Annotated in this window: 13 protein-coding genes; 1 reads left to right on the forward strand and 12 read right to left on the reverse strand. The window is 36.1% G+C overall.

Going from position 1 to position 26,302, the window contains the following annotated elements; translation table 11 throughout:
- Positions 1–52 precede the first annotated feature (52 nt).
- The 12 genes from ALGA_RS02015 to ALGA_RS02070 all read right to left on the reverse strand — a co-directional run bounded on the left by ALGA_RS02015 (position 53) and on the right by ALGA_RS02070 (position 24,376).
- Complete coding sequence (locus ALGA_RS02015; protein WP_096427709.1) at positions 53–2,005, reverse strand: glycoside hydrolase family 97 protein; 1,953 nt, start codon at positions 2,003–2,005, stop codon at positions 53–55.
- 84 nt (positions 2,006–2,089) lie between these two features.
- On the reverse strand, positions 2,090–4,471 hold the full coding sequence (locus tag ALGA_RS02020) for a hypothetical protein (protein ID WP_096427710.1): 2,382 nt from the start codon (positions 4,469–4,471) through the stop codon (positions 2,090–2,092).
- A gap of 135 nt (positions 4,472–4,606) precedes the next feature.
- Positions 4,607–6,280 (reverse strand): RagB/SusD family nutrient uptake outer membrane protein, encoded by a 1,674-nt coding sequence (locus ALGA_RS02025; protein WP_096427711.1) that lies wholly within the window; start codon positions 6,278–6,280, stop codon positions 4,607–4,609.
- Between the two features lie 64 nt (positions 6,281–6,344).
- Complete coding sequence (locus ALGA_RS02030; RefSeq protein WP_096427712.1) at positions 6,345–9,449, reverse strand: SusC/RagA family TonB-linked outer membrane protein; 3,105 nt, start codon at positions 9,447–9,449, stop codon at positions 6,345–6,347.
- 283 nt (positions 9,450–9,732) lie between these two features.
- The gene (locus ALGA_RS02035) at positions 9,733–12,381 is read right to left on the reverse strand and encodes a helix-turn-helix domain-containing protein (protein WP_096427713.1); all 2,649 of its coding nucleotides are present in this window, start codon (positions 12,379–12,381) and stop codon (positions 9,733–9,735) included.
- A 773-nt stretch (positions 12,382–13,154) separates the two neighbouring features.
- Entirely contained in the window at positions 13,155–14,639 is a 1,485-nt protein-coding gene (locus ALGA_RS02040; protein ID WP_096427714.1) for an alpha/beta hydrolase fold domain-containing protein, read from the reverse strand.
- A 92-nt stretch (positions 14,640–14,731) separates the two neighbouring features.
- Positions 14,732–15,784, reverse strand: a complete 1,053-nt coding sequence (locus ALGA_RS02045; protein WP_162845365.1) for a family 43 glycosylhydrolase — start codon at positions 15,782–15,784, stop codon at positions 14,732–14,734.
- Between the two features lie 55 nt (positions 15,785–15,839).
- A complete protein-coding gene (locus ALGA_RS02050; RefSeq protein ID WP_096427716.1) occupies positions 15,840–17,387 on the reverse strand; it encodes an arylsulfatase in 1,548 nt (515 codons plus the stop codon).
- A 1-nt stretch (position 17,388) separates the two neighbouring features.
- Complete coding sequence (locus ALGA_RS02055) at positions 17,389–18,402, reverse strand: hypothetical protein (RefSeq protein ID WP_145957559.1); 1,014 nt, start codon at positions 18,400–18,402, stop codon at positions 17,389–17,391.
- 92 nt (positions 18,403–18,494) lie between these two features.
- Entirely contained in the window at positions 18,495–20,264 is a 1,770-nt protein-coding gene (locus ALGA_RS02060) for an FAD-dependent oxidoreductase (protein ID WP_096427718.1), read from the reverse strand.
- A 150-nt stretch (positions 20,265–20,414) separates the two neighbouring features.
- A complete protein-coding gene (locus ALGA_RS02065; protein WP_197705678.1) occupies positions 20,415–22,784 on the reverse strand; it encodes a hypothetical protein in 2,370 nt (789 codons plus the stop codon).
- A gap of 194 nt (positions 22,785–22,978) precedes the next feature.
- A complete protein-coding gene (locus ALGA_RS02070; RefSeq protein WP_096427720.1) occupies positions 22,979–24,376 on the reverse strand; it encodes a sulfatase-like hydrolase/transferase in 1,398 nt (465 codons plus the stop codon).
- Positions 24,377–24,684: 308 nt separating this feature from the next.
- Between ALGA_RS02070 and ALGA_RS02080 the strand changes: the two genes are divergently transcribed.
- The gene (locus ALGA_RS02080; protein WP_145957560.1) at positions 24,685–25,914 is read left to right on the forward strand and encodes a hypothetical protein; all 1,230 of its coding nucleotides are present in this window, start codon (positions 24,685–24,687) and stop codon (positions 25,912–25,914) included.
- Positions 25,915–26,302: the final 388 nt, after the last annotated feature.

The following is a 26,302-nucleotide window of genomic DNA, read 5'->3' on the forward strand; positions in this document are numbered from 1 at the left end:
GTTAGTAAGATGAAGTTTTGGGATTACAATACCTCATCCTACATATAACAAATTATTTCATAGGAATCAATCTAGCAACCCAACCACCACCTGGCGCAAGATGAATTTTTAATTTATTTGTTGAATCAACAGTTTGAACTTCCTTTTTGTAGTCGATTGCATTACGATCAGCATTGTCACCATCACGATAAAGAATCATTTTATACTCTCCCTCATTCAAAAATGATAAATCAAATTCCAAATCACGTGAATCCCAATCTGTCATTGCTCCAATATACCAATCAGTTCCTGATCTTCTTGCAACAGTTATATAGTCAGATATTTTGGCATTTAAAATTTTTGTTTCGTCCCATACTGCAGGTACAGCAGAAAGGAATTCCATACATTCTGGCTCTTTCTTATAGTTTGATGGATTATCGCAAAGCATCTGTAAAGGGCTCTCGTAAACAACATACATTCCTAATTGATGACAACGAGTTCCCATACTCATAGGTGTATCAAAAATAGGCTTATAATCCTTTTTCTGTGCATTATTCATTGCTCCTGGAGTATAATCCATAGGACCTGCAACCATTCTCGAAAAGGGTGTTGTTAAGTTATGTTCTGGTGTTTGGTTCATGCTCCATTTGTACTGTTCCCCTCCATTTACACCTTCACGTGTCAATACATTAGGGTATTTTCTTCTGATGCCAGATGGTTTATACGAACCATGAAAGTCAACTAATAGTTCACGTTTAGCAGATTCACGAGCAATTTTATGGTAATAGTTGACCATCCATTGATCATCCTTATCCATGAAATCCACTTTTATTCCTTTAATTCCCCAATCCTGAAATTTATCTAAAGCTACTTCTAGTTGATCATCTAAAGTTTTCCAAACTACCCAAAGAATGATACCTACGCCTTTTTCCTTAGCGTACGATGTCAATTCATCCATATCAATTTCAGGTACAATTTTTAATAAATCTCCCAGCTCATACCAACCTTCGTCCATAATGATGTACTCCAAACCATAGTCAGCAGCAAAGTCGATATAATATTTATAAGTTTCTGTATTTACACCAGCACGAAAATCTACCCCATAAATATTGTTTGCATTCCACCAATCCCAGGCGATTTTACCAGGCTTAATCCAACTTGGATCTTCAATCACACAAGTGTCAGCTAATAACCAAGACAATTGATTGGTGATTAAATCACCATCATTTTCAGCAATGGCAACATAACGCCAAGGAAAAGTTCTTGTTCCTTCTGTTTTTGCAATGTAATTTTTTCTTGTTCGTACAAATACATCTCTATCTTCTACTTGTTCTGTTTTGTCAGGATAAGCTGGAAATGTTGAAACTAAAGCATTCCCTTCGGCTCCATGAAACCACATACCAGGATAGTCTTCAAGGTCAGTTTCTCCTATTAGAATACTTGGCGCATCTTCCGATGTCATAAGAACAGGTAGAGATCCAAGATCTTTTGATGATAGTTCACCTAAAGAAGTAAAATCATAATAAACCTGATTGTTTGAATGAAAACTTTTCTCTCTTGGCCAATAAACGAGCTTGTTATCAGGGAAATTAAATTCTCCTGTTTCCTTTTTGATCTTTATTTCATTTGGAAATTTAGTTTCAAAACGGTAAGCTATTCCATTGTCATAAGCTCTGAAAGTCAGATTGAAATTTTGTTTGAATGATAACTTTATTTCGTTGTAGTTTTCAACTATAATTTCATTTTTTTCGCGAACTACTGGTCTTAGTTCTCGATTAACGCTTTTATCAATATCTTTAATAACCTGAGGATTTCCACCTAAAATAATGCCATTCCCCAACTCCATAGAAATAGTCGTTGGAGCAATAAGTTGCGTTTGATTATGAAATACTGAGAAACTTAATTTACTATCAGTTGATAAGTTTATGCTTATTTTTTTATTAGGCGATTGCAGTTTATAATCTTTTGCAAAAACTGTACTTATCAGTAAGCAAAAGCAAAACAATCCTAGTATTCTTTTATTCATAATTATCTTAAATTACTTGATATTTGGTTTCTTATTTATAGTCTTAAGCTTTAGCTAAAATGCCTTATTGGCTAGCTTTAATGTTTAGCGTTTCAATTCCAACATTTGCTCTACAAATGGCGTAGGATTAGCAGAAATCCATACTTCGGGTTTTAAATCGATATTCTCGCTATCATATCCCATTACAAACACTTCAATTTCTTGCCCTATCATGGTCTCATCTAGAGGCAGGTAATAGGTATAATTACTATCTTTTTCGGCATTTACATACTCCCAAGTATTCGACGGGAATGAAACACTACGATCAAAACAACCTTGGTATTTGCCATTTATTTTGACTGCAGCATAAGCTCCTTCAACACCATGTTTTCCATTGATAGCAAACGACAGATACGAACCTTCAGGAATCTCATTTAACTTGAATGTCGACATCCAGGTTTTCACAACTTTCATTTTATCGGCATGAGCAAATAAGTTAGATGCTCTCCACTTCTCTCTCTCTATATACTTACCCTCTTTTACTGCTTCAATTTCAACAATGCGTCCTGGCTGAGCCTTCAATCTTAGGTAACGAATAGAATCATTTACGTCAATCACCATTTCCTCGCCCGCATAATAGGTAATGGTTGTCCAGTTTTTTAAATCCGAAGAAACTTCAGCATAATTACCCTCATCCTTTAAAAGTGGCTGAAGAGAAAAATCATCAGGTACTTTAATAATGATCTGATCGATATCAGTGACTTCACCTAAATCAAGCCGAAAACAACCACCCTTTACTTTTAAGTCGATATCGTATTTTCTAGATGGCCAGAATCCTGTTTTCATATCACCATCGAACAAATTCTTGTCCCATATACCACGCTTTACAAATGCTGATTGCTCAAAAAAGGCATCTCTGGCTTTTTGCACTTCAGGAATTGATGTAGCGCCCGATCGTTCAAGTGATCTCACTTCAAGAGCATTGTTGTCTGCCGCATAACAAGTAGCTTCGTATAATGCCTCTGCATCTGCAGGTGTTTCAATTGCTTTAAAATCAGCTATTTTTCGATGGGGTGCATTTTGCAACAATTCTCCTTTGAAATTTACTTTTACCGATTTATCATTTAATAATTCACTTACATCTTTCCCGTTAAGGTTAGCCGTTTTATAATCACTTGCATTTTTAAGCTTAATTTTAGTACTGCCACCTTGCATTCCCAAAACTTTAATCAAAACAGATTTATCCGGTACATTGCGTACCAATTGATAATCAGTACCTATTAAACTTGGTTCGTCATTCGGTTGAGAACTAGCAATAAGCAGACAAGAGCGAAAAGGTGCAACTTCAATTTCAAGCTCTGATCCCTTTTTATAATTCCCTATAATTTTTTCAGTTGGGTGAAGTTGTCTAAGTTCTATATCTATATCAGTATTCAAACCGACCTCTTCATCAAGTTTGATTTTATAGCTAATCGGCTCCCATGTTAGATTCGATAAGGTAATCAAACGGGTATTGTCATCACCTCGGGATACGGCCGATTTACCGTATTTCTCTTCTGGCAGGACTTTCCCATCCACCAATATCTTTCCATATTTCCGGTGGAGATTGTAGATTCTTGCCAGTTTCGCGAATTCACCATCATTAAGTAACCATGGATTACCATAAATTTCGGGAGCAAGTATCATGGAGCGATTAAATGATTGCATAATCAGATCATCATCCCAATAGTCTATGCATGATGAAATACATACACCATGATCTTCGGTTAATCGTTTTAAACCTGGTACTAAACCTCTATCCAAAGCTCCTGCTCTATGATGAGGCGCTGTTGTAGCATTGGTTGTAAAGACATCAATATAGGTTTCCTGTCCACCCCATAAAAAGGTTGTTGCGTGTGCTTTACTTTTCTTTAAGCCTAATCGATGATTAAGCAATATTAAATCTGGGCTATATCGACGACACTCCTTCATCATCTCAATAAAAGCATCTTCTTTTTCAGGACGCAAAGGCCCACAAACTTTATCGAATTTAAACAAGGCAAACTCATAATCCTTACAGAGACTTACCATCTGATTTATCCTAGCTTCCTTTTCAAACTCAGCATTTCCAAAACCATCGGGACCACCCCAAACGCCTAAACGTGTATTGATTGATTTTGCTTTTTCGTATATCGGATCAAAACCATTTGGAAATTGTTTTTTAAATCGTTCGGAATGAATGTCACCATAAAATCGTTTCCCATCAATCGCCCCGGCATCAAAAGCATAAATATCCAAAATCATACCATATTCATCTTGAAGCCACTTAAAAAACTCAAGATTTATTAGTGTTTGTTTTTCTGTAGCTCCTTCATTAGTATTATTGATCCATGAAAAATACTGAGCTCTGGAAGGAGTCTGTTCATTGGCTCCGGGGAACACCTTTTCCTGTCCAATGACAGTTTGAAAGAGGTGTAAACAGATGATTAATAAAAATAGTCTATTCATTTTAGTTTTTTCTTTCCTAATTCAACTCATTTCGCTAACAACTAAAAGTTAGATATAATTTGAAATATTCTGTTGTAAATTTGTGATTTTATGAAATATTCCTGGAGTAATCACTCCAGGAATATGTTCTAATTATTACCATCCAGGATTTTGTTCTATGTGAGTCAGATCAATCTCTGTTTGTGGAATTGGCCACAAATAGTGTTTGCCTGGATCAAAGGAACGTGTTCCCCATGAAAGAGTTACCTCTTCTAAACTATTTGGGTCGGTATATGTAAGTCCTTTTGGAACTCCAGGCATTACCGTTTCAGCAATTCTCCATCGGCGGATATCTAGTAAACGCAATCCTTCAAAAGCTAATTCTACTCTACGCTCTCGTCTTACAATTGTACGCAGTTCCGTTTGACTTTTACCTGATGTTACAACTGGCATATTAACATCGGCCCGTTGACGCACTTCATTAATCGCATCATAAACCGACTGATCAATTTCATTAGCTTCTATCTTAGCTTCTGCATAAGTTAATAACACTTCTGCATAACGGATCAGAATATAATGAATGGAACCATTCCACAAATCACCATTATCAACATCCTCTTCAGAAATGTATTTTAACCAATTGTATCCAGTACCCGTTTTATTCCATTGACCACCTGTTCCATCAGTTAAATCATCTCCAGTAACTATTTCCTTTCCTGGGTACGTAGCACCTGGTATAGAATTAAAAACTCCGGCTCTCCAGTCATGGCCAGGATAAAGAATAGAATAAGTTAATCTAGGATCACGATTTGTATATGGATTATTAGGATCAAACAAACCTGATTCACCAATAAGCTCTCCATCTATGCATTCATAAGCATCAACAAGAGATTGCATTGGACAACCACTACTCCATCCTCCTACTGAATTTGGGCCATAGTTTTTAACCGTAAAATTGTACTGCTTTTCTTTTAATTCCTGAAGATCAAATATCACTTCTGAATTTCCAATTCCTTCATACGTGAACATCTTTTCGTAACTCGGATAAATTGTGTAAACTCCTAAATCCATTACTTCCTTTGCCGTACTAGCTGCCTCTGTCCATTTCTCCTGGTAAAGAAGAATTCTAGCCTTCAGTGAAATTGCAGCACCTTTCGTTACTCTTCCCTCATCGTCACTACCATATGAACTTGGTAGAATAATAGCGGATTCTGATAAATCCTTCACGATAGCATCCAAAACAACACTTTTATCGGTACGTCGAGTAGTTTCAGAAGCAACTTTATTGCCCTCTGCATCTTCTTCTGGACTTGTATCTTCAGGAGTAAGACTAGAAGTTATAAATGGCACATCTCCAAACAAGTACACCAAATCAAAATAGAAAAATGCTCTTAAAAATTTTGCTTCAGCTAATAAACGAGATTTGTAATCTGCATTTATATCCGTTACACCTTCAGCGCCTTCCAATATTCTGTTCACTCTCTGTATTCCTTTGTAGCGTTCCATCCAACGGCTTTCCACATACCAATCATAAGCAGATGCAGTTCCGTCAGCCAAACGGTAACCTTCATTCCAAGAGTGATGGTCAAGAGCATTATCCGTAATTGCTTCAATTCGCAATAAATCTGTCGAATAACCGTAATCTACTCCCCAGTTATTAAAACCAATGGATGCGTAAGCTCCATTAACGGCATAAACTAAATCTTTTTCTTGAGTAAAGAATGTTGCTGAAGAAACCTGATCACTGGGAGTTCGCTCCAGAAAATCATCACTACAGCCTGCGAATACCATCAAAAAAACTGTGGCTAAGCATATTATATTTGTTTTCATATAATCAATTTTTAAATAATCCGATAACTATCGAAAATTTCACTTATTTCTCTCTTGTATTCTATTAAAAACGAATTTGTACTCCAACCGTGTAGGTTGAAACCGGAGGATAGTAACTTGGTCTACCGTCATAAGATTCCGGATCAAGTCCAGATTCAACATCTGTAATGGTAAAAAGGTTTGTCGCTCCAGCATAAACTCTAAGCTTCTCAAGTTTTAATTTTTCGAGAACTGATTTTTGAAAAGAATAACCTATTTGTAGGTTTTTGAGTCTAATATATGAAGCATCTCTTATCCAAAAATCATTATACAAGTAGTTGTTTTTGTTCGAAGCAGCCTGTAATCGTGGAAAAGATGCATCAGTATTTTCAGGTGTCCAACGATCTAAAACTCTTTTGGTTGTGAATATTTCATATGATGGACCTTCATTTGGTGCTCCATAGAAGTAATTCTCAGCTTCTAAAACACCTTGCACAAAAGCACTAAAATCGAAGCCTTTGTATTCCATATACAAATTTAAACCAAAGGTATAGTGAGGAATAGGAGAACCAATCACTTTTCGATCATCATCATTTATTTCACCATCTCCATTTTGATCAACCAACTTGATATCTCCAGGTCTTAAATCGGATTGATTTGGTTGAGTTGCATGTTGATCAATTTCATCCTGAGTTTGAAATAAACCATCAGATACATATCCATAGAAAGAATTAATCGACTCTCCCTCTTTTAAAATATTAAAACCACTTATTGATGGTTCATTCCCAGCAAAATCGATCAATTCATTTTTTACATCGGAGATATTAAAACCAACTGAGTAAGTCAAATCATTAATCTTATTTCGATGAATAATCGCTAATTCCCATCCAGTATTTCGAACCTGTCCTGCATTTGTTTCAGACGCTTCTAAACCTGTTAAATAAGAAATTGGTAAATTCAGGAGCACATCTTTTGTGTCTTTTTGATACCAATCAGCTACAATTTCAATTTTGTTGTTGAATAAACTTACATCAAAACCAAAATCAATCATCTCAGTAGTTTCCCAGGTTACATCTGTATTTGCATAATATCTCTGAGAATATCCATTTACCTCATTATCATTGAAATTATATGAATAATCAGCATACACAGTAGATGTGAATCTATAAAGTCCAATATTTTGATTGCCTAATTGTCCCCAACTGGCTCTCAACTTAAGGTTGTCAATTTCACTAAAGCGATCCATAAAGTTCTCCTCACTCATTCTCCAGCCAGCTGAAAAAGAAGGAAAAACACCCCATTTATGTCCTTCTGCAAATCTTGAGGAACCATCGTAACGAATATTACCTTCTAAGAGATATTTCCCTTTGTAGGAGTAATTAACCCTCCCCAAATAAGATAGTAATGACCAATCTTCCTGATAGCCATTATTAGTTTGACCTTCAGCATCACCAGTATTTAGCTCATCATAGTTCTCAGCATATATATTTGTTCTCATACCTCTAAGTACATAGGCCGTATTTTCAGTAATTTCAGAACCAGCTAATAAATCCAATTGATGATCTCCAAACGTCTTATTATAATTTAGTAGAGCTTTAAAATTTAATTCCTCTTGTTGCAAACGTCTATCAACCAATCTACTTGGCGACCATTTCTGTATAACACTCTCAGTATCTTGCGGATCTACAAAATCGTATTCAGCTCGGAACTCCTTATAGCGATTATTAATGCTCTTGTATGAAAGGTCTGTTTTTAAAGTTAATCCGGAAAGAACCTCTAAATCAGCTCCAACTTTCATGTTAAGCGCCTCTTTTACAATTTTATTTGTTCCCCCGACCTCAAGTGAAGCAAGAGCATTTGTATTGTCCTTGTTTAAACCATAAGCACCATTTGGATATTTTAATACCATAACGGGCGAGGTGTTAATCATTTCACTTAAAGCGGAGTTATACCTATATGGTCTTTCATTATTTTTACGACTAAATGAAATATCTGCTCTAATTTTTAAATTATCCTTTACCTGAAAGTCCGTATTCAATCTAAATCCAAATCTTTTTGACTCTACATTCTTAAGCATTCCCTGTTGATCCATATGATTCAAGGATAATGCAATTCTTGACTTTTCATTTCCTCCACTAATACGAATTGATTGATTAAATATTGGAGCTGTTTCAAATAATTCATCAAGAATATTTACGTACGGATAGTTAATTGGATCATCTCCAGCTACTGTATTTCTGATATATTCATCAGTATACTTTGCATTTAAGCCAGCATTTACAAGTGCCTCATTAACTAGATTAAGATAATCTTCGGCATCAACCAATTCAGGAAGTGTTGCGGGCGTCTGCCATCCATAATAACCATTGTAATCAACTTTATACTCACCTACTTTTCCTCTTTTCGTGGTAATCAAAATAACGCCATTTGCAGCTTTTGCTCCATATATAGATGACGATGCTGCATCTTTCAATATAGATATACTCTCGATATCATTTGAATTAACATCTCGTAATAACATTTCAATTCCATCAACCAACACTAAGGGCGAAGTTTTTGAAGCATTATTGGCATCTGGAATACTCGCAATTCCGCGAATATTGATGTTAAGATTCTCGTCTCCGGGAGCTCCTCCACGATCAACGATTGTTACACCTGTAGAAACTCCTTGCAGAGCCTGTCGAGCATCGGTCATTGGTTTTTTAACCATCTCGTCTCCTTTAACAGAAGATACTGATCCTGTTAGATTTGCCTTCTTTTGAGTACCATAACCAACAACTATAACCTCGTCTAGTCCTAGGGCATCCATCAATAAACTAACATTAATTATTGCATTGTCCGTAACTACAATTTCTTGATTTAAGTAACCAATAAAGCTAAAAACAAGGGTCGAATTTTTCGGAACCTTAATTTGATAATTTCCATCAAAATCAGTAACGGTACCTGTTGTAGTTCCTTTAACAATGATATTCACACCAATTAAAGTTTCTCCATTTTTGTCAACCACATTTCCCTGTACATTGTATTCCTGAGTTTGGAGTACAGTTGTTTCCATTTTTCCATTATCGGAAGATGCATATGCTGGTGTAACCGAAATAAAAAAAACGGCGCAACACAAGCTTGCAATCCATGAAAAACTTTTCTTTAGAAGGCTACTTTGCCTTGCTAAAACTCTTGAGTTTTGATTCATAAATTTTTAGGTTAGATTAAAATTAATACATCTGGTTAAGTGGGATGGTGGGAGCATTCCCAAGAATATTGATCTAGTATTCACTCTTTCGAGATAATCCCACAAGTTTCTTATTGTCTCTTAAAGACCTTTCAAAACACGTGATTATAGGAGGGAAATGATTGTACGGATTGACCAAAATTGAGTACGAAATGACCAATTTGCATTAAAATGCATGAGTTGAGAAAAAAGTTAATTCAAAACTCATGCATATTCAAAATAGAAGCTTTAAAAGTTGTGCGAATTACTGTACTGGTTCTGGAATGCAACAAAGACTTTCGTAATAACTTTTGTATTCCGATGGGGAAATTCCAAATTGTTGTTTGAAACAACGGGTAAAATAGGAAGGTGAATTGAAACCCATATCATAAGCAATTTCGTTCACGCTTAATTTTGCTTCAATTAATAATTGGGTTGATTTTTTAAGTCTCACAAAACGAATTAATTCATTCGGAGATAATTCTGTATTGGTTTTTAGTTTACGGTAAAAGTTTGATTTGCTCATTTGAATTCCAGCATAAAGTTCATTTACACCATAGGAACTATTAGAGAGGTTGTTTTCAATCAAAACAATTGCTTTTTGCATAAAATCACTTCTCATCCACCCATTGTAAATAATATCTACTGGTGTCTCTATTACGAAAGGTTCTTCATCTTCAACAATAAATGATGTAACAGCATTCTTTGATCTCCAATAGAGTAAAATAATTACGCCTGAAATAAAAGCAAAAACAAGCCACAATATCAGTGAGCCATTATAACTACGCTTCATCTTAAATTGGAATGAGGCATATTCCGGACTTACTATTCCATCTGAATTTATAGTAGTAATATCAAGTTGGTAAGATCCTTTTCTAAAATGAGAAAAATCAAGAGTTGATTGATTTCCAGAAATATAGTTCCATGTAGAATCAGGATGAGAGAATCTATAAGCTACCCCATTTTCATCATGATGATTAAAAGAATAGCTATAAACCTTAAAAACAGATTCTGTCCCTTTTGTACCTTGTTCTACTTTATACAAAGATTCTGATAAATAGCTATTTGAATTTGGAAGAATAGAAACAACCCCATCATTACTTCCGAAATACAACTCACCCAACTGACTATAAATCAATTTCCCATGATTAAAACTATTCGCTTTTGAACCACCTGGTATCTGGTAACTTGCAAACAATTTGTTTTGGGAATCAAACCGATACATCCCCATTCTTGATCCCAACCAAAATTGCCCATCCTTATCCTTTTCGATAGAAGTAAATTCAATTACCTTATCAGGGGGATTAAAAAAAACAGGTTTGGTTCCATCAATCTGAATTAATGCGAGTCCTTTTGATGTGGTAACCCATATTTCTTTACTATCTTCTATATAGAAATCCGAAACTTCTGTACCTAGTTCATATTTATTCAAATTATAGTACAGTTCCATATTTAAAGATAAAACCCACATATTATTTAAGGAATCCACTTCTATATCCATGCAAGACATACTATCCAGTCTTACTAAATCATCTGCTTCGCCCGAACAAACAAAACTTCCTTTATTTGAACAAATATAAAGTTTCCCATTAAACTGCTTAAGTGCATAGATATAGTCATTTTTATTCAATCCTGCTTCAGCAGAAAACAATTGACCTGATGCTTCAACTTTTTTCGAACTTACATATGGGTAATTAGCCGTAATAATACCCATATGTCTGGTTCCAATATACAGTTTGTTCTTGAACTGCAAAATGGCTTCAATAAATAAATCATTCATATTCCCCTGTAAAATAGGAATCGGCTCTAACTCTACTTTTTCCTGATTAAGCAAGTACAAGCCTTTACCAGAGGTTCCAATCCATATCTGACCATCATCCCCTTGGGTTAAACCATTTATATAACCGGCGACACAATTTTGTTTCTGATCACAATTTCCATATTTTTTATATGTCAGTTTTTTGCGATCAATTCTATTTAATCCAGCTCTATTTGTCCCCATCCAAATAGCCCCGGAATAATCACTAAAAAGTACATTTATTTGAGAATCGTAATAATCATTAAATATTTCATTTTCCCCGATAATGTAATTCTTTAAGCTATAAATCCCATTAGCAAACTGTACCTGTTTAATGAATTCATTATTTGTTCCTATTACAATCTCGTCATTTTGCGAAATGCTCAAAGATGTAAAGAAACCAGATTCCTCCATTCTTATTTCCTCTTTACCAGAAATCCAAAGACCTTTATCTGTTAAAAACACAGGTGTTCCATCCTCCTGATATTCAATAGATATCAATTTTTCATCTTTAAGCTTTGGAAAAGAACGAACCAATAGTAATGTATCTGATTTTAAGTTTACTTCCCATATACCATTCGCCTTTGTCCCCAAGAACAGCTGCCCATTTGGTGATAACTGTTTACATATAGTTGCTTTATTTGATTTTTGTATTCCAGTTTGTTTGTTTTCATCATACTCGAATATTCCAGATTCACTTCCGATATATAATTTGTTTCTAATTCGAAAAAGAGTGGTTATCGAAGAATAAACCTTTTGAGGCAAATTAATTTTCACAAATCTTCTTTCAGAAATAATGAAAATATAATTTCCCTTATTAGTTCCCAATAGAAGTTGATTTACATTAATTTGGTCAATAAAGTGAATGGCATGTCCTACAATAGAGTCTGACATTGGATAACTGACAAACTCCGCACCGTTATAACTACTTAAGCCCTCCAAAGTACCTATCCACATTAAACCTGAAGAATCCTGAAATAAAGATAAAACTGTATTATTAGGAATACCATGTTCTGTGGTGAACTTAGCTAGTTTTTGAAAATACTGAATTCCCTGCAGCTTCGAGCTGAATATTAAAAGAAAAACAACACTGCAAACTAAAATCCTTCCTCGCATCCAATTCTTTTCATGAATTTCAAAGATAATAAAAACAAAGTAGGCTCCAAATCTCCCACATTGTATGAGCCACTCTTATATTACATCTATATTGAAAAAACCATTTACGAATATTTTAATACACCATTTACAAACATTCCATATTGTAAAAAATATAGTCAAAAGAATATTCTATTTCTATTCGACCTTATTAGTAAAGCAACGAATAATAAGAATTCGCGACTAGTACAAACTGACTAAAGTGGAGTATAATATGACCAAGAACATGTCCACTACTTGGCTAAAATTCAGGAACTCGCTGCGCTCAAACAGCCCGAATATTTTGACGCCAATCCGTCTGATTTTTTAACGAAAATTTTTGATGGAATTTTAATTTAAAAGGTATCAAAGAACCATCGTTTTTCTGAAGCGGAAATGAGCCCTATCTTAATGCAATAACTCTCAAGGTTCTATAAATATAGAGTTGTGCGCATAATTTAAAAAGTTTAGCAGACACCAATGCCTGCTAATATCGTAATGTTTTAAAAACTTCTTTCTTGTATAGGAGACCTCTTAGGGATAATGCCGTAGGTTTATATTTCTTTTGTAGCGCTTCTTAACTTCTTCTTTTAAATCCGAAATACCGGAAACGTAGATAAGTACATAGCTTAAATAATGGCCTGGATGTGGTTCAACCGGAACTAATCGCTGGGTCTTGACCGTTCCTATTTATTACAGCACGTTTTTTTCTTATCCTATTAATCGTTTTTAAAACTTGGATAATTTATTATAGCTTAAAGAAATTCGTGCTTTTCTAAGAATGACTCAGAATCTTCTAATATTTTGTAGTAATAGTTTGACACTCCTTTACGGTAATAAAATATTGGATGACCTGCTTTCTCATATAATTTCAACTCACATGATACCCCTGCATTTGTCATTTTTTCTTGATATAACTCAGCTTGCTTAACAGAGACCAAAGGATCATTGGTTCCCACTATTATTAAAGTTGGTGGTGTTTCCGAGTCAATATTATACATGGGTGAAATTTCTTCACACCTCTTCTTCATCTCTTTAGACCCATAACCACCAGGTCCGTTATCAACAACTGGATAGTAGAGTAATAAAAGGTTAGGTTTTGAGCTAATAGATAGATCTTCGCCAACTTCATCAAACTGACTAAGCGTTCCCGTTGCTGCAGCTAAATGCCCACCCGCTGATGCTCCAGCAGCAACAATTCTAGCTGTATCAATGTTGTAATTATCTGCATTTCCCCTTATCCAGCGGATGGCAGATTTGGCATCACGAACACTCTCAAAAACACTTGTGCCATGCTCCTGTTTTATCCTATAATCGACACTAATGGAAACCATTCCCTTCGATGCAAAGTAAGCACACTCCCTATAAAACTGAAGAGGTGTACCCACATTCCATCCACCACCAAAAAAATAAACAATGCATGCCTTCTTCTTTTCTGTATCAGATGGGTATGAGTTAAAAATATGTAGTTTTAATTCAGTTGAATCTATTCTCTTATAAACAACTTCTTCTGGATTGAATGATTGTAAAGGTTTTTCTAAAACAGCCTCAAGGGCATCGAACCACTTATTGGCCATTTTTTTTGCCCCTTTTATGTTTGGATGTACTTTGTCTGGTAAACAGTCTTCTTTCCAATTAAACCCTTCAGCCTGATTAACCAAGGTTAGTGGATAACCTTCATTAGATAGCTGTTGTACCATCAGTGCTATTTTTTCATTTAATTCTGGTATATAGGAATATTTAGGCAACTTACCACTTTGAATAACTTGTGACACCAAAATCTTCACCTCTGGATTAATGGCAAAAATTTTTGCTATGATTGATTTATGCATGGTAATGATACCAGGGATAGGGAGCTCTTCTGCAAGATGATTATGCCCTGCATGCAATAAAACGATATCAGCAGGATACTTTGTATAAATACTATCAATGTGTGCATTCAGGTATTCTACATTTTCCCCACTAAAACCAGCATTCATAATGCTTCCTATTCGGCACTTATGCACATTAGGACCTATAAATTCAGTCCTATAACCTGCCGAAAAAAGTTTCTCCCAAAGAGGAAAAAGATAACTTTGTTTTTCACCTTTCCCTTCCGTAATAGAATCTCCTAAACCTAGGACGGTATACGTTTTTTGCTTTTTGTCTTTTTCATCTTGTTTTTCTTTGTGTTGACAGCCTTGAAAAGGAAAAACTATTAGCAACAATAATATTTCTATTCTATTAATTCTAAATTTCATATTATTACTTTTATGTAATGTCTACAATAAATACGACCTAATGTCAAAATATTTATATTAATAAGAGAACAAACCTTATTAACAACAGACGTTTATTCTAAATCAAAGACATCAATACCCCAAGTATCCCGCCATGAGATTAACATTTTAGCATCCACAAATTTAATGGGCAACCAAATGTATCTTCCTGTTATGGGTTGTTTGGGTCTCCAAATATCAAACATCGCAATGTAGGCATCATTCTTTCCCTGAACTGGAATTATGTAGGAGGCTTGTCCACCAAACGTTTTTTCGACACCTAGGCTATCAATAGCATTGAAACCGCGACAAGGATTGCCGTGATAAGTCCATGTCCCTAGAAGGTTATCTGTTGTATGGTAACGAGCTGGGTTGGGATTCCATCCTTTCGATCCAGACCCCAACATATGGTACACCCCATTTCTTTTAATGACTGCTGGTGCTTCGGTGTGTACTTTAACACCTTCGGCTATCTGATATTCGCCATCGGGATAGTAGTAATCGGCATCCAGTTTCCCTATAACAAATGCCTTATCTGGTTTACGCACTGCTAAGTGATAAAGCGTACCATCATCATCCTTAAACATGGAAAAATCGCCTGAGCCTTTTGAGGTACCTCCCCCACGAAATTTATGGTGATAGGTGAATGGTCCTGCTGGTTTATCGGCAACAGCTACACCCACATAATTACTCTCGTATCCAACGCCCTTCAAATAAAGTTTAAAGAAAGCCACAAACTGCTTATTCTTTTCGTTGTAAACGACTTTTACACGTTCTAAGATACAACCATAAGCCAAATCGTGGTCTTCATCCTCATAGTCCACACTCAGTACAAGACCTTCATCATTCCAATTGAGCAGATCTGTGGAAGAATAACAATGAATACCGCCATCAGCAAATTGAGCTTCCGACTTGCCTTCCAATTTATGCTCGCCATACCAATAGTAAACACCATCATGAAAGAGGACACCTCCACCATGAGCATTGATCTGATGGCCGTTGGTATCCACCCAAATCTGCGCTGGTTTTATTTCTACTTGAGTTTCTTGGGCTGTTAATAGTTGCTGACTAAAACCCGTCAATAAAACTAGAAATAGTAATATTCGAACATCAATTATTTTGCACATATTATACTTTTTTAAAGAGAGAATTTTCATTATTTGAATGCAGTATCAACTATTATTAACGTTTCAATGGCCACCTCTGAACACCATGTTCATCGGCCCAAATTTTATATTTTTTAAGCAGTTCATTTTTCTCATCAGGATGTGATTCTACCAAGTTATCCATTTCATAGGGGTCTGCCTTAAGATTATAAAGCTCCCAATCTTTTTTATGAAGACTAACTAGTTTCCAGTCACCCACACGAACAGCGCGGTTACCTTCGTGCTCCCAGAAATAAGCCCTATCTTTATCTTGTTCAATTCCACGAGTAAGAGGCATGAAGCTTCTACCATCTAAAGGATCCAATACCTTATTCTTATATGACACGGGGTATTTAGCTTCCGCAATATCGAGACAAGTAGGCATGATGTCTGTGATATGTGCCGGCTCTGAAATACGTACCCCTCGTCCTTTTAAACCCTCTGGCCAATGCATTATTAAAGGAGTTATTATTCCGCCTTCGTGCTCTTGAGACTTTCTCATCCTATAAGGTGTATTACTCACATTATACCAAGTTCCATAAGCAGCATTACAATCCCGACTTCCCAGTCTGGCTTCTGGTGTTTTGTTCCATGAAGTCTGACAAGCGCCATTATCCGACAAAAACATGACCACTGTATTTTTATCAATATGCTCATCTGCCAGTGTACTCATTAACTTTCCTATGTTTTGGTCTAGACAGTCAACCATGGCGGCATAAACAGCCATCTTAAGGGCTTCATTATTCTTATTCTCTACTGTTTCCCAATCGCCGTATACCGGTTCTGACGCAGGCAAATCAGCTGACGCTATGCCTAGCTGCTTTTGCTTTTTAAACCGCGCCTTTCGAATCACATCGTAACCGACCTTATAGGTATCACGGTATTTATCGATGTCTTCCATTTTAGCCTGAAGAGGAAAATGTGGTGCAACATAGGCCAAGTACATAAAAAAGGGCTTTCCCTTATCTCTACGATTTTTAATGTAGTCAATAGAATAGTCAGTAAAAGCATCGGTAGAATACCAAGTACTGTCTGGTGTTTGCTCTTCACCATTCCAATAAACCGGGCGATCATAAAACTGTGACGGGTAAAAATAAAGCCCCCCTCCTGCCGGAGTTCCATAAAATTGATCAAAGCCTCGATGATCGGGCCACCATTCGCGTTGTTTGTTGCCGACATGCCATTTACCACTCATAAAAGTCTGGTAACCATTATCTTTTAGAGCTTCAGCAATGGTTATACTCTGATTATTCAAGTAGCCCTGATATTCGGGCAATTCAGACTTTGTATAATCCATGTGTCCGATACCGGCATCCCACTGGTACTGGCCTGTGAGCAAACTGGCGCGCGAAGGACAACAACGCGAGGCATTGTAAAAATGGGTAAACAAGACTCCTTCCGAAGCCATTTTATCGAGATTTGGGGTTTTTATCTCGGAACCCGTACAACCCAGATCAGAGTAACCCATGTCATCAACTAAGATGACTATGATGTTGGGTTTATCATTTTTTGCTGATAGAAAACAACTAGAGAAGCCAATTATAGTTATCAGAATTATTCGATAATAGATTGTCCTAGAGATCATTTTATATTTTATTTAAAAACTCTCTTAATAAATAATGATAAGTAAACCCCGTATTTTTACTTGCTTTTTTTAGATTAGACAGACAATTTTTACTGATAAAGTTGGGATCAGAATTTAAGCACTTTAGATAAAGCTTCAGTTGATTTCTGGTCATACGATCTAAATAATTTGAAAGTATTTCTATTGCATCTGGGTGTGCCGATTTTAATCTATTAATCAGCAATGTCCTTGAATTGACATCTATTAGCGAAAATTCATTATAAAATTGGCTCGTTATTTCTTTTTCAGATAAAATATCACTGGGTATCTTTTTTAGAATATAAGCTTTGCCTACCCCATCAGCTGTCCTAAATATGTTTAAGATTTGTGTGGCATGTTCTTTAAAATCTTCTTTAGGCAATTCCCTTAAAGCAAACATCTGATAATCGTTATATGGCGCATATAAAAAATAATGCATCAACGTATCAGAACTTATCGATGTCAAATATTTTTCCATTTTCTCTTGTGCTTCGCCATGTACTAGGTGCCATATCGTATAACAGGAATACAAGCCACCTTTCACAAGCGATTCTGCAATTTCTGTTTTTGTAGCTCCAGAAATTCCATCAATAACTTCTGAGTCTATAGTTGAAGTCGCCACTGGTGCTTCATCAATTAAGTCAGATACTTTTCGCCTTTTAAGAATCGAATTATCATCTAATAATAATTGATGCAGCTTAATATAATCCTCTTTTCCAAATTGTTCGTGTTCAAACTTAGTCAGTTGAAACTCTGGAGATATACCGTACCCCACATAATTACCCAATAAATCCCAGTACACATTAATATGTGCTAGTTGGCACACACCATCAGCACAAACTGGCGTTTCTATTTCTGAGAAAAATAATCGAGGTGCTCCTGCACTATTAGATAACAATCGCACCTGATGACTTATTTGAGTATGGTAAACAGTGTCTAAAGATTCAAATTCGAAAATGAACTCATCTTTAGAAATATCTTTCCATTCATTCGTCATACTAAAAAACATAGGGCTATAATCAGATTTACGTTGTTCCTGGAACCCCACGCTAATGAATAGTATAATTATGAATGCTAACTTTTTACACATTATTGTTGCTTCTCTATTACCTCTAAGTATTCTTGAAGGTGTTTTGTATATACCTCTCTTGGCGTCACGTTATACTTCTCGCATATTGCGGCTGCAATTCCAACGGCAGCCCCCATTTGTCCAGTAGTAAGCATTACTCTTGGACCGCCTAAACCTATATGAGAACAACTAAAATTTCGACCCGCCATAAATAGGTTGCTTATGTTTTTGGAATACAAACTTCTGTACGGAATATAATACTTCGGGCCTTTATAAAAGAGCGCTTCCGAAAGGAAATCGGGTTCTTCGCTATCTTTTAGATTTATTTGATAATGAACATCAACGGCTCTTTTTTCCTCTACTACAGCATCTTCAAATTTTGTAAGATTCTTTACATCGTTAAAAGTGTATATATAATCTCCTATTAATCTTCTAGATTCCCTTTTTCCTACTAAATAAGAAACCCACTCCAATTTATAATTCTTGTTCTCATCTAATTTCTTTGCATTAGCAAACGAGCCATAGATGGCACGTAACATATGATCTCTAATTTCTTCGGCATCATCAATTTGATGGAGGTCATTTCTTGAGAACTCCCACTGCCATTCGCCTGCAATAGCTTTATGTTCTTTAGCTACATCCGCAGCCCACGGTAATTCTGGAAAATCATGCACTTCATTTGTTTTTTCATTCTGCCAAAGCACAGAAGCTCCCATAACAAAATCATCCCCTTCTTCGGGGCTCCACAGCTCTCCCCATTTATCCCAAGCCTCGCCATAGGTTTTTGAACTCTCTCGGCCATATGAAAACTCGGCCCCAGCCCAAAAACCAATCCATCCATCACCTGTTGAATCAACAAAACGCGGTGCTTTAAAGCGGATACGTTCCCCTGTAGCTGTATTCCTCGCATCTACATATTTGATAGCGTTATTCTCAGATATAGCATCGTATGCTCTCCAATCCAAAAAGAGATCTATGTTTTTATAACTCTTAACATTTTTATCGCGTCTTTCCTGGTCATATTTTGCCTTATAAGAACCATTAGGGTAGTGCTCAGTATCAATCATTTTTAAGATGCGTTCGAACTTTCCATATATACCTAAGGTATGCACTCGAATTTCGTCACTGGCATTACCTCCTAACACTGGTCTATCATGAATTAAAGCTACATTTAATCCTTGTTCTGCGGCAGAAATAGCCGCGGCACAGCCTGCAAGACCACCTCCAACGATGACTAAATCGTAAGATTTTTGTTGTTCAGGAATGGTAGTCTCTCCTAATTTAGCTTTTCTCCAAGAAGCCAAATTAGTTTCCGCCTCTGTGGGCATTTTCTTTGATTGACTAAAATAGATAGCATCACATCTACCATTAAATCCTGTTAGATCGGACAATTGGATTTCGACCTCATTAGATTCTATATTGACTTTCCCAGCATATTCCCAAGTCCATCCACTAGTAAGGCCAAGTGTGTTTTTTAAGACCTTTCCATTAACAGATATTTTGAATTGCCCAGGAGCATCCCAATTTCCTGGAGCCCAGTTCTTAGTTCTAGCCCAAACATGATACTTTCCTTTTTCTTTAAAATTCACATTAGTAATGGCATTCTCCACCGGAACTCCCATACCATGAGCCATTAAATAAGGTGACCCCATTTGTTCCACAAATTGAGGGTCTACAACCCATCCTCCTTTATCAACAAAACTTTCAGCTTCTATTAATACATCCTGTGCTACACTATTTGTATAGAATGATGTTATACAAATAAATAGAATTAATTTTAGTGTTTTCATATGTTTCTATTTGTCTTTCAATGGTCATATGGAACTTTCAATTGGCTACGCCGATTTATCAATTCGCAAATAATCATTAATTTCGTCGATCTGGCGATTCTCGTGTGTGAATTAATAATTATTTACTCTTGCTTCATATTATATTTAGTGTTATTGATAAACCAGCCAAGCTGTTGCAGAACAGTCTTTATCAGATACAAATCGTATCCAACGTGCCTGAAAGCTTGTAGGAAATTCATATTCGAATGTTTCTCCAGGTTTTACCTGCACCTCTTTATAGTTCATCCAAGGTCCATGCCCAATAGGTTCAACCTCAATTTTAAAAGTAACTGTTTCTTCCGAATCATGCGAGAGGGACAAAGATCTTTTATCGTAAAACCCAATTAGATAGGCATCAGAAGGAACACTAGCTTTTACAGCCGTATTTTTCCATGGCCCACCTCTACCTACGGGTTTACCCAAAGTCCAAAGATCATCAATAGCACCTAACCAAAGGGCTGCCTTACCATCATCAGAACGCACAATGTGTTCTCCAGCTTTTGCGTCAGTATCTATACCTGTCATCACAAGCATACCTCTGTACGAAGCGTAATCATGAATGCGGAAATGATGAGACGAAATAGGTCTTATCTTAGCAAAGCCATCAGCATTTTCGGCTGGTAATTCGTAAAATGTACCTGAACAACTTAGTAGGTCACGTTCTGTGGCTACCTCGCGACAGATTCTTAATTGTGCCTGATTAGTTAATCCTTCATACAGCTCACTGCCCAAAGGCAAACGCCATCTACGATCTCTATCATCAACAATTAAAACCGACGATTCTTGAATATCTACTGCATTCTCGGGTATAGCAAATTTTTCATTGATGAATGTATTGGTTTTAACATCCTCTTTCTTAACAAGATTAAACGCATCATCCAGTTCGTAATATCCTGTTTCTTTTTCCACTCCATTCTCAAAAGTCTTAGACGAAACACCAAGCGCACGACGGTTATCACCCAAACCATATAACAAGCCACCCATTACATTGGCTTCTTCAACTTTCGCTAGACCATTAAACATGGCTGCAGCTTGGTTTTGTCTTTCATCTATATCAGAGTAGTTAAAACTAACTGTAGCCACCGTTTTCGATGTAGAACGTACGCGAATCCACTCCCCTTTTTCTTCTGAAGTAAACTCAACATTTGCTGATGCTCCAGCTTTTAATGCTACCGTTTTTATTTCATCCCAATTCTGATTCCCCATTTTATCTACCTCAAAAACGAATTTAGTATCCGAAGCTCCTCCATTCTGAATCCAAGCCATTCGTTTAGGCCATCCAGCAAAGAGCATAGGTTCTGACGTTTCATTGGCAGCTACTTTATCATTTAACCACACTGAACCAGATGCCGTATTAGGTCCCAGTTGGTCAGGTTTATCGAACGAAGTAAACCATAGGTTTGAATTGGATTGTCCAGGTCCTTCTATATTGCCTTTTTGCTTTCTTTTATTCAGAAATTCCTTTTGAGCAGAATCATCGCAGCCAAAAACCAATTGATCATTCCATCGTGTAAAATCACCAATAACCTTTAAATAAGCTGATCGTGGACGAATCCCCGCAGAGTTTTTAGCTGTAAACGTTTCTGGAAATTTCCAAAACATACCGTGCATAGTCATTAAATAATCGGATTTTTCTGTGGTGCCTACATTTCTAATACGTGGCCATTCTGTATTCCAACCATGCGCCCCATCGTAACTATGACTGGCTTTTGGTAAGCGGTAAAAATCCCAGCCCGTTGTGGCATTTCTAACACCTAAAATAATAGATTTGTAATCAAAACCTGTTGCCCATATGGGATCAGTTTCAGGATTCTTATTACCATAAATACCACCAGGCCCGGTAACTTCGACAAATTGGTTACGGCGTGCAACCTTCCAGTCTTTACCATCCCACTCAGCAAGCACTCCAGCTTCTGTATCAAAATCGGTTTTAGCTTTTTTACCAGCTTCTCCATTATTAGAAAATACCATAACACCCTGTCCTGAATACAAACCTTTACCATGTGCCCCTGGTAAATCAGCCAATTTTTGATTGGCATTAAGCTTAGGATGTTGAGCAATCCTTCCTTTTTCATTATTTCTGTCTTTATACAATTCATTATGCTCGAGAGTCTTGACATCCACTTCATAAAAACCCTCCTCCATTGTTCCGTAATAAATCTTATTCTCGGGATCAGTGAGGTGACGTGCATTCCCCGTGTGGCGACCTGGCATATCTGTGTAAGGAATAGCTCGAACATTCCTCGCTGTATCAACAGCATAAGGTCCAATAAAAAGCTGTTGGCTTTCTTTGTGGATCATACGATTAGCAGGGGTTCCTCCAAGACTTTCTTCTCTCACTATTTGCTGTAAATCAGGTGTTATTTCGTACAGTTTATCATCGGTATAAACAGGCCAATGAGGAGCATAAGTAATCACCCATAGCCTATCGGCCCAGGGCACAATAGCACCTGTTCCACACTCACCTTGGCTGTTATACATCGCCAAGTGTGGATAAATCCCACTCACTTGACGGGGACTTTTCGTTGTCGTCTGTGTGCTCTGACACGAAAAAAGAAGTGTAATTAGTGCTAATAAGCAAAGTGAATTCCTCATAATTATTAGTTTGCAGTTAATTAAGTGATCTGTATTAGTATTATTTGAGTCTAGTTAAATTTCGGAAAACGGGAAAGAGATTATTGAATACCGAGTACTTCCTCTTTATGCTTGTCAATCCATTTCTGAAGCTCTTTAATAACTTTTTTGTAGGAAGACTTTTCAATAAGATTATCCATTTCGTCGACATCGTATTGTTGGTTATATAACTCTCTGAAAACAACCTTTTTCAAGCTTTCATCTTCGTAGGTTACAATGTATCTGTATTCTTTTGACACCACCGTAAGGTTTGGTAAGGTTCCTCCATAATTCCCCAAGCCTTCGTAAACAAAAGCATCACGAATCGACAGTTTTTCACCAGAAAGAATGCCAGCAATACTTTTCCCATGAATAGCACTCGAACTTTCAATACCTGCTAATTCCATAATTGTGGGAGCCATATCAATATTCAAGACCAGGTTATTGTTTAAACCGGGTTTAATATCTGGACCTACAACAAAAAGAGGAACAGATGAACACGGCTGATAAGGTAATACCTTGCTAGTAAAACCATGTTCGCCAAGCATCCAACCGTTATCACTCATAAAGAATATGTAGGTATTTTCCATTAAATCCAGTTCCTCAATTGTCTTAAACAAGCGCCCAAGAGCATCATCCATCTCGGTGATTACCGAATAATACTCTTTGGTGTGTTTTTGAATGGCTACAGAATCGGGATATCCGTAATCTTTGGATTTCGTACAATTTCGTACTGTTTTTAGGTAATCTGGCTTATTGTTCAGGTTATCAAGACGAGTTGTAGATACCGGCATCTCTTCCTGCTTGTACTTATCAAGCGTTTCCTGTTTTGCATTCCAAATTAATTTGCCATTCATGTGTGGTAGCTGGGTGTTATGAAAAAGAAAAAAGGGTTGATCTTTCGACGCGGCATCTTTTAAAAAGTCGATTGAACGATTGACACAATATTCGTCACAGTGGATTTCAGGATTCACTTTTTTGCCCATATCGAAAATTGACCTTCCGTAATAAGCTCCATTTCCTTTAAAATAACAGTAAAAATCAAATCCAGCCTCCTCTGGTTTTGTTCCTAAATGCCACTTTCCTGACATGGCCGTATTGTAGCCCGCCTCTTTCAGATAAGAAGCAATAGTAATTTCATTTTCGTTTAAATCGCTATTTAAATGCAAAACACCATTTGCACTTCCATAACGACCGGTGAGCAGTGCTGCACGACTTGGGCTACAAAGGGCAAATACAACATTCGCATTTAAAAATCGTATGCCTTCTTGTGCAAACCGGTCTAACTCAGGGGTAATAATTATCTCATTCCCATTAAATCCAGTTGCATCTTGCCGTTGATCGTCGGAATAAATAAAAATAATGTTAGGTTGATTTTTCGATTCTTTCTCAGGTACTTTGAATGAAAAAAATAGTAAAGCCAAAAGAAGAATTGCTAAAAAAGAAAGTATTTTATTCATAATTATAAGTTTACTATTTTTTAATAAAGGAATATGTATTTCAATTATAAGTACTATTCAAATTCTAGGAAAGCGAAAAGAAATCATTCAATAGTAAGGATCTCCACTTTAGAATTGTCAACCCGTTTTTGTAATTCTTCAATTGCATTTTTACAGGATGAGTTTTTAATAAGATCCTCCATTTCACCGATATCTTCTTCGAAACTATTAAAATGTCCACAAAAATTACGATCTTCAGCTGTCCATAGTGAAAACAGAACTATGGACAACTTAAATATTTGACTAATTGATGGTTGTAAATTATGGTTTTGATCACTAATAAATATAAAAAACGTCTTAACTTCATAAAAAAAGGAGTTATACAAAAGTTTGGAAAAGGTCAATCCACAAACTGGCGAAATCGTGATTTTGAAGATTTAAGTTTTGACATTAATAAGGCAAGCAAGGTTTTAATCAGTGCTACCACCTTAAAAAGAATTTTTGGTAAGAGTAAAACTTCTGACAAATACTATCCACAGGAATCGACACTAGAAGCGATGGAAAAGTATGCGACAATAACAGTAAATGAAAAGATCACGATTCTGCATTTCTTTAAAAAGACAACTTTCTTATTACTAATTGTTCCCATTCTGATTGCTGGTATACTACTTCTTTATCGATTACAAATATCTTCCTCAGATAAATTAATCTCGGCAAAAATTGAATTAAAAAAAATAGATGGAGCCAACCCGGCAACGGCATTTTTTCATTATGAAATTCCAGATACGAAAGACTCCCTTTTTGTTTCGTTTGGCGATGAATACCCACTAAAGCATCTTTTGGCAACAAAGCAATTAATTTCACATTTCTATCGCCATCCGGGAATTTTCAATGTTAACGTAAGCACTAGAAGACAAGTATTATCTGATACACTTAAACTATTTATTCCGACTACCGATTGGCAAGCTTTGGCCCACTATTATCATCAAAACTATACCGAAAGGTATTTTCCCGTACCCATAGAATTGACAACAGGTGATGAAGGATTCCATCCAACACGAAAAGATTTAGCAAATATTGGAATGGACACCACTCAAATCATTGTTCTACGTTTGGATAATTTCAAAAAAACAGGAATAAATGGCGATACATTCAACTTAAAAACGCGGATAAAAAACATAAACTACTGGCCAACTATTCGCTGTTATTCTGCCTACATTAATGTCATTGGTGAAAGTGGATTGATAAGTTTTAAACTTACCAACGAAGGATGTAGCCAATTTGGGGAGTTTACTTTAAGTGAAAAAACAGCACAGGGGTCTTATGCCGACTTAACAAATTTTTCACTGAATATTAAAAGCTGGAATGAAATTGAAATTAAAAACACGAATCAACACGTTCAGGTAAACATCAATTCGGCAATAGTCTTTCAGGAAGAATACAATAACTCAATAGGTGAAGTACTGGGTGTTTCGCTAAGATTTCATGGCAGTGGTTATATCGATTACTTCGAATTACTGGATAAAAATAACGCGCCAATCTTTGAACAAAACTTTTAAGACTTAAATCTTAGTCATTAACTTCATTCAATTTCGAATTAGAAATATTAATTTAGGGTTCTACTACCATTTTAGTGGAAGATTGAATAATATTATAGCAAACGATATTTTGCAACTGAAGTGAATCTCTTAAATTGCACAATAATCAATATGTTTAAACCTATTGATAATATCAAGAAATAACCTGTTATAACTTTTACCCACTAAATTAGTAGTAGTAGTAGTACTTAATTTATAATACTTTTTCCAAAGCAAAACCACAACTCAAAGTACAGATATTTGTAACAATTATTCTTTTATAAAAAAAGGCAGTACTCCTAGGAAGTACCACCAATTCTGATTTGAGACTACAAATATAAAAACTAATATTCTATTGTACCCCCAATAT

Origin of the sequence: Labilibaculum antarcticum, from assembly GCF_002356295.1 — a bacterium.
Classification (GTDB): Bacteria; Bacteroidota; Bacteroidia; order Bacteroidales; family Marinifilaceae; genus Labilibaculum; species Labilibaculum antarcticum.

Bases quoted from the DNA above. Each gene is read 5' to 3' on its own strand.
- ALGA_RS02015 (WP_096427709.1), bottom strand. From the start codon at position 2,005: ATGAATAAAAGAATACTAGGATTGTTTTGCTTTTGCTTACTGATAAGT.
- ALGA_RS02020 (WP_096427710.1), bottom strand. From the start codon at position 4,471: ATGAATAGACTATTTTTATTAATCATCTGTTTACACCTCTTTCAAACT.
- ALGA_RS02025 (WP_096427711.1), bottom strand. From the start codon at position 6,280: ATGAAAACAAATATAATATGCTTAGCCACAGTTTTTTTGATGGTATTC.
- ALGA_RS02030 (WP_096427712.1), bottom strand. From the start codon at position 9,449: ATGAATCAAAACTCAAGAGTTTTAGCAAGGCAAAGTAGCCTTCTAAAG.
- ALGA_RS02035 (WP_096427713.1), bottom strand. From the start codon at position 12,381: ATGCGAGGAAGGATTTTAGTTTGCAGTGTTGTTTTTCTTTTAATATTC.
- ALGA_RS02040 (WP_096427714.1), bottom strand. From the start codon at position 14,639: ATGAAATTTAGAATTAATAGAATAGAAATATTATTGTTGCTAATAGTT.
- ALGA_RS02045 (WP_162845365.1), bottom strand. From the start codon at position 15,784: ATGTGCAAAATAATTGATGTTCGAATATTACTATTTCTAGTTTTATTG.
- ALGA_RS02050 (WP_096427716.1), bottom strand. From the start codon at position 17,387: ATGATCTCTAGGACAATCTATTATCGAATAATTCTGATAACTATAATT.
- ALGA_RS02055 (WP_145957559.1), bottom strand. From the start codon at position 18,402: ATGACGAATGAATGGAAAGATATTTCTAAAGATGAGTTCATTTTCGAA.
- ALGA_RS02060 (WP_096427718.1), bottom strand. From the start codon at position 20,264: ATGAAAACACTAAAATTAATTCTATTTATTTGTATAACATCATTCTAT.
- ALGA_RS02065 (WP_197705678.1), bottom strand. From the start codon at position 22,784: ATGTATAACAGCCAAGGTGAGTGTGGAACAGGTGCTATTGTGCCCTGG.
- ALGA_RS02070 (WP_096427720.1), bottom strand. From the start codon at position 24,376: ATGAATAAAATACTTTCTTTTTTAGCAATTCTTCTTTTGGCTTTACTA.